The 8,357-nt window shown below is 62.7% G+C and carries 8 protein-coding genes and 1 riboswitch; of the genes, 2 read left to right on the plus strand and 6 right to left on the minus strand.

The genetic code is table 11. The features are described 5' to 3' along the window. Positions 1-138: 138 nt before the first annotated feature. Positions 139-762: a hypothetical protein gene (locus AC1ECK_RS35860; protein ID WP_480327894.1), complete on the minus strand. Its 624-nt coding sequence runs from the start codon at positions 760-762 to the stop codon at positions 139-141. An 83-nt stretch (positions 763-845) separates the two neighbouring features. Beyond that, a complete protein-coding gene (locus AC1ECK_RS35865; RefSeq protein ID WP_480327896.1) occupies positions 846-1,187 on the minus strand; it encodes an SHOCT domain-containing protein in 342 nt (113 codons plus the stop codon). A 163-nt stretch (positions 1,188-1,350) separates the two neighbouring features. Here AC1ECK_RS35865 and AC1ECK_RS35870 point away from each other — a divergent pair, with 163 nt between their 5' ends. Both AC1ECK_RS35870 and ribB read left to right on the plus strand, forming a co-directional pair. After that, positions 1,351-2,022: a helix-turn-helix domain-containing protein gene (locus tag AC1ECK_RS35870; RefSeq protein WP_480327898.1), complete on the plus strand. Its 672-nt coding sequence runs from the start codon at positions 1,351-1,353 to the stop codon at positions 2,020-2,022. A 102-nt stretch (positions 2,023-2,124) separates the two neighbouring features. Beyond that, positions 2,125-2,297, plus strand: a riboswitch (FMN riboswitch). Between the two features lie 143 nt (positions 2,298-2,440). Beyond that, positions 2,441-3,160, plus strand: coding sequence for a 3,4-dihydroxy-2-butanone-4-phosphate synthase (gene ribB / locus AC1ECK_RS35875; protein WP_480327900.1), 720 nt, complete (start codon positions 2,441-2,443; stop codon positions 3,158-3,160). Between the two features lie 120 nt (positions 3,161-3,280). On the opposite strand, the gene AC1ECK_RS35880 is transcribed toward ribB, so the two are convergent. The 4 genes from AC1ECK_RS35880 to glpD all read right to left on the minus strand — a co-directional run bounded on the left by AC1ECK_RS35880 (position 3,281) and on the right by glpD (position 8,242). Then, positions 3,281-3,967: an HAD family hydrolase gene (locus AC1ECK_RS35880; RefSeq protein WP_480327902.1), complete on the minus strand. Its 687-nt coding sequence runs from the start codon at positions 3,965-3,967 to the stop codon at positions 3,281-3,283. A 120-nt stretch (positions 3,968-4,087) separates the two neighbouring features. Beyond that, complete coding sequence (locus AC1ECK_RS35885; protein WP_480327904.1) at positions 4,088-4,795, minus strand: MIP/aquaporin family protein; 708 nt, start codon at positions 4,793-4,795, stop codon at positions 4,088-4,090. Between the two features lie 169 nt (positions 4,796-4,964). Next, complete coding sequence (gene glpK, locus AC1ECK_RS35890) at positions 4,965-6,464, minus strand: glycerol kinase GlpK (RefSeq protein WP_480327906.1); 1,500 nt, start codon at positions 6,462-6,464, stop codon at positions 4,965-4,967. Positions 6,465-6,691: 227 nt separating this feature from the next. Next, on the minus strand, positions 6,692-8,242 hold the full coding sequence (gene glpD / locus AC1ECK_RS35895; protein WP_480327908.1) for a glycerol-3-phosphate dehydrogenase: 1,551 nt from the start codon (positions 8,240-8,242) through the stop codon (positions 6,692-6,694). Positions 8,243-8,357 lie beyond the last annotated feature (115 nt).

The raw sequence follows: 8,357 nt of genomic DNA on the forward strand, positions 1-8,357 counted from the left end.
AGCATTGCGGAGGCAGAAGGCCCATAGATAAAGGGTTTCCGGCTTTTTGTGGGTGCGTGAAGTGTCGATTTGCCAACAGTTTGCCAACACCCAGCATCAGCCTGGCTGTTCGCCGGAAACTGACATCTAGTTGCCAGGCTACTGGCGAGCAAAGGTACTCAAGTCCCACTGTTTCGGCCTGTCGGGGTGTTGCTCTATGTGGCTTATGTATCGGGACGAGTCAGGCTCCCAATCAAAGTACAAACCCGCACCGTGTTCGCGCATTTCCCGTGCAAGCTCCTCGGTTACTTCCAGCGCTTCGGAAAACAGCAGTTTCTGTTGGTTGTCGCCAAGCACGCGCGCAAACACGTCGAGCTTGTACCGGCCCGCAGCAAACTCAAACAGGCTAGCGTTAGGTGGTAGCAAGAAATGATGATTGGCCTCAACGCCGGTTTCACCCACGAATAGACCGCTGCCTCTCACCAGCTTTTCCTGTTGTCCATACACCCAGATATTGAACGCCTGCTGAGTGTCGCTGCGAGAAACGGCAATGTGCATGTTTTCCACCACCCGGCCCCGCTTCGACGTGGCGAACAGTAATGCCCGCAGATACACCTTGGGCGATATGTGAAGGTCTCCCCAGCGAGAACTGTCAGCGCCAAAGAAAATCTGGGTAGGGCGTGTCATCTCCACCGTACCCTGGCGAATAAGAGTCATCCAAGCCGTTCCCGTCGAGACGGCAAGTGCAAGGACTGAAATCGTTACTGCGATTGGATCGGTCATGTGCGACACCCTTTGATTTTTGCAGCGGACCAATGCAGCACTGCCATAGCTGCGTCACCTTCTCACGCATACGACTGCGGGACCTATAGGCCTTTCAGGATTTCGGCGCGCTTGGCATCGTACTCGTCTTTGGTGATCAGACCGCGCTTATACAGGTCGTCCAGATTCGCCAGCCGCTGCGATGCATCCGGTGTGGGAGACGTGGCGGCGGTTCCTCTGGCCGGGCAAGCCTGAACGCAGAGTTTCATGGCATCCGTGCACTGGTGCTGCGCTTCAATCGGAAAGAACGTGAACTTGCCCAGGCACTCGGAGTAGTTCGCGCTGCATGAGTGGGCGCAGTCCGGCTCGGCCTTGCTGGTATCGATGTCGGCGGTGCTGGCGCACCCAGCCAGAAGCACCGTCAGCAGAAGTAGCGGCTTGTTCATCGTGGCCCCGGATGTTTTTTGTCGGTTCAGACGATCATAGTAGTCTATGAGAGCAGAACAGATTTCAGTGTGAAGATAACTTCGTTGGGCGCAGCGAATCGCGATGCTATCTTGCCTCCACTAACCCTTTGCCCGCCATCCGGCGGTGCTTCTGGAGGTTCTCATGAATTCACCGCTTGCGCTGGTTCGCGATGATGCGCTCGATGCTCACGACGGGCCGCGGGCCGCGGAACCGTTCGATGCGCTGGAACATCTGGTCGGTGTCAATCTCGCCCGTTTGCGGGCCGAACGGCAGCTTTCGCTCGATGCGCTGGCCCGCGCTTCGGGCGTCTCGCGCGCCATGCTGGCGCAGATCGAGTCGGCCCGCAGCGTGCCGTCGATCAAGGTGCTGTGTAAGGTCGCGGCGGCCCTGAAGGTCTCGGTCGCCGCGTTCTTGCGCCGCCATGCCAACAACGGCTTCGAGCATCTGCCCGCCGACCGGGCGACGCGTCTCGTCAGTTCGAACGGCCGTTATTCCGCGCGGCCGCTGTATCCCGATGCGGAACCAGTGAGCGCTGAATTCCATGAATTGCGCATCGCGCCGCTCCATACCGAGCCGGGTGTGCGGCGCGCGCCGGGCACGACGGTCAATCTGGTGGTGAGCGAGGGTACGCTCGAAGTCAGCGTGCACGAGCAGCGCCAGTTGCTTGCCACCGGCGACGCAATCGTGTTCGACGCCGATCAGCCGCATAGCCTGCGCAATCCCGGCGACACCGAGGCGCGCGCGTTTCGCGTCACGCTGAATGCTGAAACGCCGCCGCGCTGGGACGTGCCGCACCACGATGCGGCGCGGTAGCCTGAGCGCCTGCTAGCGAGACGTCGTTCTAATCGATGGCTGCTGCGCTGCAGAGCGGGCGCGGCTGTTGTATGCTTCCCCTGCCGGAAATCCCGGCAATCAGTGCGTCTTCAGGGCGGGGTGAAATTCCCCACCGGCGGTATGCCGGCAGCGCAATCGCGCTTGCCGGCGAGCCCGCGAGCGCCCGTGTCGTCGATGTCTCCAACGACGTGGGGTCAGCAGATCTGGTGCGATGCCAGAGCCGACGGTCATAGTCCGGATGGAAGAAGATGTGCAGATAGTCATGTCGGTCCCCGTTGCGCTGCTCGATGACATGAGCGGAGCGTGGGCGTTCCATTGGAACGTCCGGCGGGGCGAGTGCTGCCTGTTTGCAATGCCCTGAAACGTTTTTCGCCCAACTTTTGCGAGAGCGTTTCAAATGTCCTTTGCTACTTTTCCTGCTCCTTCGACGATTGCCGAAAACGTCTTCGCCGATCTTCCCCTGCTTGCCACCGAACCGGTCCCGCCGCGCATCGCCGCTGCCTTGCAGGCTATGCGCGATGGCCGCGCCGTCGTCCTGCAGGACGACCACGACCGCGAGAACGAAGCCGACCTGATCGTCTCTGCCGAGCGCCTCACCAACGAGACGATGGCGCTGCTGATCCGCGAATGCAGCGGCATCGTCTGCCTGTGTTTGCCCGACGAGAAGATTCGTGCGCTCGAACTGCCGCCGATGGCCGTCAACAACGAGAGCCGCCATGGCACGGCGTTCACGGTGTCGATCGAAGCGCGTGAAGGCGTGAGCACCGGCGTCTCCGCGGCCGACCGCGTGACCACGATTCGCGCTGCGATCGCCGATACGGCGAAGCCGGCCGATATCGTCAGTCCTGGCCACGTGTTCCCGCTGCGCGCGATGCCTGGCGGCGTGCTGGCGCGGCGCGGTCACACGGAAGGCACGGTGGATCTGGCAATCCTCGCCGGCCTGAAGCCTGCTGGCGTGCTATGCGAATTGATGAATCCGGACGGCACGATGACGCGCGGCGCGGACGTGGAGCGCTTCGCGGCGCAACACAATCTGCCGATGCTGACGATTGCCGAACTGGTGGAGTTCCGTGAAGCGCTGGCTGCGGCGCGCGAGTGCTGCGCAGACGAGGTCTGATCGGCGGCACAATCCGCCGCACACACAAAAAACCCGCGCCTGGTCAGCGCGGGTTTTTTTACTTTACGCAGAGGGACGTACCGCGGGACGCGACATCGCCTCGCACCATCCCGCTGTCTCCTACGACTGCACGTCCGCGAACTCGCCGCGCACGCCTGCTTCGACCAGCGCCGGCAGTTCATCCATATGCTGCATGATTCGTGTCATGCCCATCTTGCGCAGCGCATCTGCATATCCATCCGGAATATGACTCGCGCCGACGAAAGCGATGGTCTTCATGCCGGCGGCCCGCGCCGCGCTCAGCCCGGCAACGCTGTCTTCGACCACCAGGCACCTGGCCGGCTCCACGCCCAGTTGCTGTGCGGCGAACAGATACACGTCGGGGTAAGGCTTGGGCCGGGACACCTGCTCGGCGCTGAAAACGCGTTCGCCGAACACCTGCTGCAACCCCGCCCGCCGCACTGAAGCCTGCACGCGCTGCATGCGGCTATTCGATACGACTGCCGCCGGCAGCGACACGCGTTGCAGCGCGTCGCGCACGCCGCCTACGGCACTGAGCTTTGAGCCCAGCGCCAGTTCGACGTTGTGCTCGACGGTTTCCAGAAAATTCTCCGGCAGGGTAATGCCGAACGACGCCTCGATACCTTCGAGAAAGCGTGAGGTCTGCTGGCCGAACGCCGTTTTCACGACGCTGGTGAAGTCGAGGCCGGGGAAGCTGGCCGACAGGGTTTCAAGGAGTACGTGGTCAGCGATAACTTCGCTGTCGACGAGAACGCCGTCGCAGTCACAGATAAGATGATCGAGCATGCCGGAACAGGGAGCGAGAGGAGCGCGGACCTTTCGGTCCGTGCGCAAACTGAAAGCATCATGATACGTGCTTTGTTGCCGTCTGCGCGAGCCGTTCGCCCCCGTCCGGCTTACTTAATCTCAATGCATATGCAGGTACAGCCACGCAGCCGCCGCACCGCCGGCGAGCGGGCCCAGCACCGGCACCCATGCATAGCGCCAGTCGCTGTCGCGCTTGCCGGGGATCGGCAGCAGCGCGTGCATCAGACGCGGCGACAAATCGCGCGCCGGGCTCATCGCGTAGCCTGTCGGACCGCCGAGCGAAATGCCGATACCGAGTACCAGCAGGCCGACCGGCAGGGCATCCAGCGCGCCCAGGCCGACTTGCGGCGAAGCCAGATACAGCACGCCGAGAATCAGTACGAACGTACAGATCATTTCGGTCAGGAAGTTATGCGGGGCGCTGCGAATCGCCGGCGCTGTGCAGAACGTGGCCAGCTTGATGTCGGCATCCGTTTCCTTCTCGAAGTGCTGGCGGTATGCCATCCACACGAGGCCCGCGCCTGCCATGCCGCCCAGCATCTGCGCCGCGATATAGCCGGCCACCTTGCTCCAGGCGAACTTGCCGGCCAGCGCGAGGCTGATCGTCACCACCGGGTTCAGGTGCGCGCCGCTGAACGACGCCGTGATGAAGACTGCAACGAAGACCGCCATCGCCCAGCCCATCACGATGACGATCAGGTCGGCGCCCTTGCCTTTGGTGCGGGCGAGCAGCACGTTAGCGACGGCCCCGTTGCCGAGCAGGACGAGCACCGCTGTGCCGATGAATTCTGCTATGTAGGGTGACATGATTGGTTCTCCAAAATATATTTTTTAGGGAGGCCGCCTCGGAAGCGGCCTCTTGGCGTCAATGAATAATCAATGGCGCGGCAAAATAGCGGGTTTATGGGGTTCTGTCGAGGTGCACAGGCTCTACTAACCAGCGCCTATACACACCGGCCACACCGGCGCGGACCGCTCAAGGCGTGTCGGCCCATGCTTTGGCAGCACGGATCGCGCGTTGCCAGCCGGCCAGATTCTCCGTGACCTCGCGCGGCTCCATATCCGGCGTGAAGCGGCGATCGAGTGCCCACTGGCTCTGCACTTCGTTGACGTCCTTCCAGTAGCCGACCGCCAGACCCGCCAGATACGCGGCGCCGAGCGCCGTGGTTTCGCTGATCTTCGGACGCACCGTGTCCACGCCGAGGATGTCGGCCTGGAACTGCATCAGCAGATTGTTCGCGCAGGCGCCGCCGTCGACGCGCAATTCGCCGATGCGGATGCCCGAGTCGGCTTCCATTGCCTTCAGCACGTCGAGCGACTGGTAGGCGATCGAATCGAGCGCGGCGCGCGCGATATGCGCCGAGGTCGTGCCGCGCGTGACGCCAAACAGCGTGCCGCGTGCGCGAGCGTTCCAGTGCGGTGCGCCGAGGCCGGCGAAGGCCGGCACGAGGTACACGCCGTCGCCGTGCGGCACCGTGCGGGCGAGCGATTCGATTTCCGCCGCGCTCTTGATGATGCCGAGACCATCACGCAGCCACTGCACCACTGCGCCCGCGATAAAGATGCTGCCTTCGAGCGCGTAGTTGATCTGATCGCCGATCTGCCAGGCAATCGTCGTCACGAGGTTGTTCTTCGATTCGATCGGCTTTTCGCCGGTGTTCATCATGAGAAAGCAGCCCGTGCCGTAGGTGTTCTTCACCATGCCCGAGCGCGTGCACATCTGGCCGAACAGGGCGGCGTGCTGGTCGCCTGCAATGCCGGCGAGCGGGATCTTCGAGGCGAACACGGTGGTTTTGGAGTGGCCGTAGATCTCCGACGAGGCGCGCACTTCCGGCAGCATGCTGCGCGGAATGTCGAGCGCCTGCAGCAGTTCGTCGTCCCATTGCAGCGTGTGAATGTTGAACAGCATGGTGCGCGACGCGTTGGTCACGTCGGTGACGTGCAGTTCGTGCTTGGTGAAGTTCCACACCAGCCAGCTATCGACGGTGCCGAAGGCGAGGCGGCCCTGGTTGGCCTTTTCGCGTGCGCCTTCGACGTTGTCGAGAATCCAGCGGATCTTCGTCGCGGAGAAATACGCGTCGATCGGCAGGCCGGTCTTCGCGCGCACTTTCTCTTCGAGGCCCTTTGCTTTCAGCTCGTCGCAGAAATCGGCGGTGCGGCGGTCTTGCCAGACGATCGCGTTATAGATGGGATGGCCGGTTTCGCGGTCCCAGACAATCGTCGTTTCGCGCTGGTTGGTAATGCCGATGGCGGCGATCGACGTGCCGTTCAACCCCGTGCGGGTGACGGCCTCGGCTGCGACACCTGCCTGGGTCGACCAGATTTCCTGCGGGTCGTGTTCGACCCAGCCCGGACGCGGATAGATTTGCTGGAATTCCTTCTGGGCCGTCGAAACGATGTTGCCTTGACGGTCGAAAAGCATTGCGCGCGAGCTGGTCGTGCCTTGGTCGAGCGCGAGGATGTACTGATCCTGCATTGTCTCTTCTCCATGTTATGAGTCGCCGGATCGAATATCCCGCGACGGGAACGGCTTGTTGTTTTTGGTTGCTGCAACTGCCGTGGCTTCGTGCATTCCAGTGACTGATCAACGTGCCGGAATACGGTGTTTTCGCTGCCTTGCGCGGAGCACGCCTGCGGTGGGCGTGCCGTGCTTATGCGTTTGGTTCTGCGTTCTTAAGCGTATTCATTCATGCCCGCGCGTATTCACGCGTGCTGACTCGCGACGGCTCGCTTGAGCGGCTCGGGCGAGCGTGCGAACCAGTCGTCGATCTCCCGAGTGATGCTTTCCAGGGTGCCCGGCTCGACGTGCAAACCAAGCTTCGAGCGGCGCCACAACACGTCCTGCGCGCTACGGGCCCATTCGACGTCGCGCAGGTAGCGCAGTTCGGCTTCGTACAGACCCGGCGCAAAAGCGTGGCCCAGTTCGTCGAGCGAGCGTGCTGCACCGATCACGTGCTTTGCACGCGTGCCATAAGCACGGCCGTAGCGGTGCGCGAGATCGGCGGGCAGCCAGGCATATTGCTGCTTGAGCTGCGCGAGGAAGCGTTCGAAATTGGCCTGCGCAATATCGCCGCCGGGCAGCGGTGCGCCCGCGGTCCACGCCGGCGCCGGGTTCTGCAGCGCGCGGCCGAGTTCGTCGACGGCTTCTTCGGCGAGCTTGCGGAAGGTGGTGATCTTGCCGCCGAACACCGACAACAGCGGCGCTTCACCGGCGGGCGCATCGAGTTCCAGACGGTAGTCGCGCGTGACGGCCGAAGGGTTGTCCGCACCTTCCTCCTCGAGCAGCGGACGCACGCCCGAGTAAGTCCAGCGCACGTCGCGCGGCGAGATCTGCTGCTTGAAGTAACGATTGATCGAGTCGCACAGGTATTGCGTCTCGTCGGCGTTGATCGCGACCTTGGCGGGGTCGTCGCGGTATTCGATATCCGTAGTGCCGATCAGCGTGTAGTCGTGCTCGTACGGGATCGCAAAGATGATCCGCTTGTCCGGATTCTGGAAGATGTATGCGTGATCGTGTTCGAACAGGCGCGGCACGACGATGTGGCTGCCCTTGACGAGGCGCACGCTGTGGTTCGCGTCGCGGCCGAGCGCGCCGTGCAGCAGTTCACCCACCCACGGGCCCGCTGCGTTCGCGATCGAAGCGGCGCGCACGTCGAGCTGCGTGCCGTCGGCGCGGCGCAGTTGCGCGTGCCATTCGCCGCCGGCGCGCACGGCGCTGACGAGCTTGGTGCGAGTGAGAATGGTGGCGCCGTGCTCCTGCGCGTCGAGCGCATTCAGCACGACGAGGCGGGCGTCGTTGACCCAGCCGTCGGAATACACGAAGCCGCGCTTGATCGATTCGATCAGCGGTGCGCCTGCCGGATGACGGCGCATGTCGATGCCGCGCGAGGCCGGCAGCAGCTCGCGACGGGCGAGGTGATCGTAAAGGAACAGGCCCGCGCGGATCATCCAGGCCGGTCGCAGGTTCGGCATGTGCGGCATCACGAAGCGCAGCGGCCACATGATGTGCGGCGCTGCGCGCAGCAGCGTTTCGCGTTCCTGCAGTGCCTTGCGGACCAGGCCGAATTCGCGGTACTCGAGGTAGCGCAAGCCGCCGTGAATGAGTTTCGTGCTGGCCGACGACGTATGCGCGGCCAGATCGTCCTGTTCGCAGAGCAACACGGACAGGCCACGCCCAGCGGCGTCGCGTGCGATGCCGGCGCCGTTGATCCCGCCGCCCACGACGAGCAAATCGTATCTAGAGCCTTGCGTCACCTGCTGTGTCCCCTACGTCATGGAAAGAAAGCTATCGAACCGATAGTGTTCGTTTTCGAACTTTAATGAACATAATCGAAAAAGTAAAGTTCGACTTGACTGATCGCTTGTCCTG

The sequence above is a fragment of the Paraburkholderia sp. SSBN10T genome, assembly GCF_056619545.1.

What these genes read in the sequence shown, in the direction of transcription:
- AC1ECK_RS35860 (WP_480327894.1), bottom strand. Translation starts at nt 762, where the DNA reads ATGACCGATCCAATCGCAGTAACGATTTCAGTCCTTGCACTTGCCGTC.
- AC1ECK_RS35865 (WP_480327896.1), bottom strand. Translation starts at nt 1,187, where the DNA reads ATGAACAAGCCGCTACTTCTGCTGACGGTGCTTCTGGCTGGGTGCGCC.
- AC1ECK_RS35870 (WP_480327898.1), top strand. Translation starts at nt 1,351, where the DNA reads ATGAATTCACCGCTTGCGCTGGTTCGCGATGATGCGCTCGATGCTCAC.
- ribB (WP_480327900.1), top strand. Translation starts at nt 2,441, where the DNA reads ATGTCCTTTGCTACTTTTCCTGCTCCTTCGACGATTGCCGAAAACGTC.
- AC1ECK_RS35880 (WP_480327902.1), bottom strand. Translation starts at nt 3,967, where the DNA reads ATGCTCGATCATCTTATCTGTGACTGCGACGGCGTTCTCGTCGACAGC.
- AC1ECK_RS35885 (WP_480327904.1), bottom strand. Translation starts at nt 4,795, where the DNA reads ATGTCACCCTACATAGCAGAATTCATCGGCACAGCGGTGCTCGTCCTG.
- glpK (WP_480327906.1), bottom strand. Translation starts at nt 6,464, where the DNA reads ATGCAGGATCAGTACATCCTCGCGCTCGACCAAGGCACGACCAGCTCG.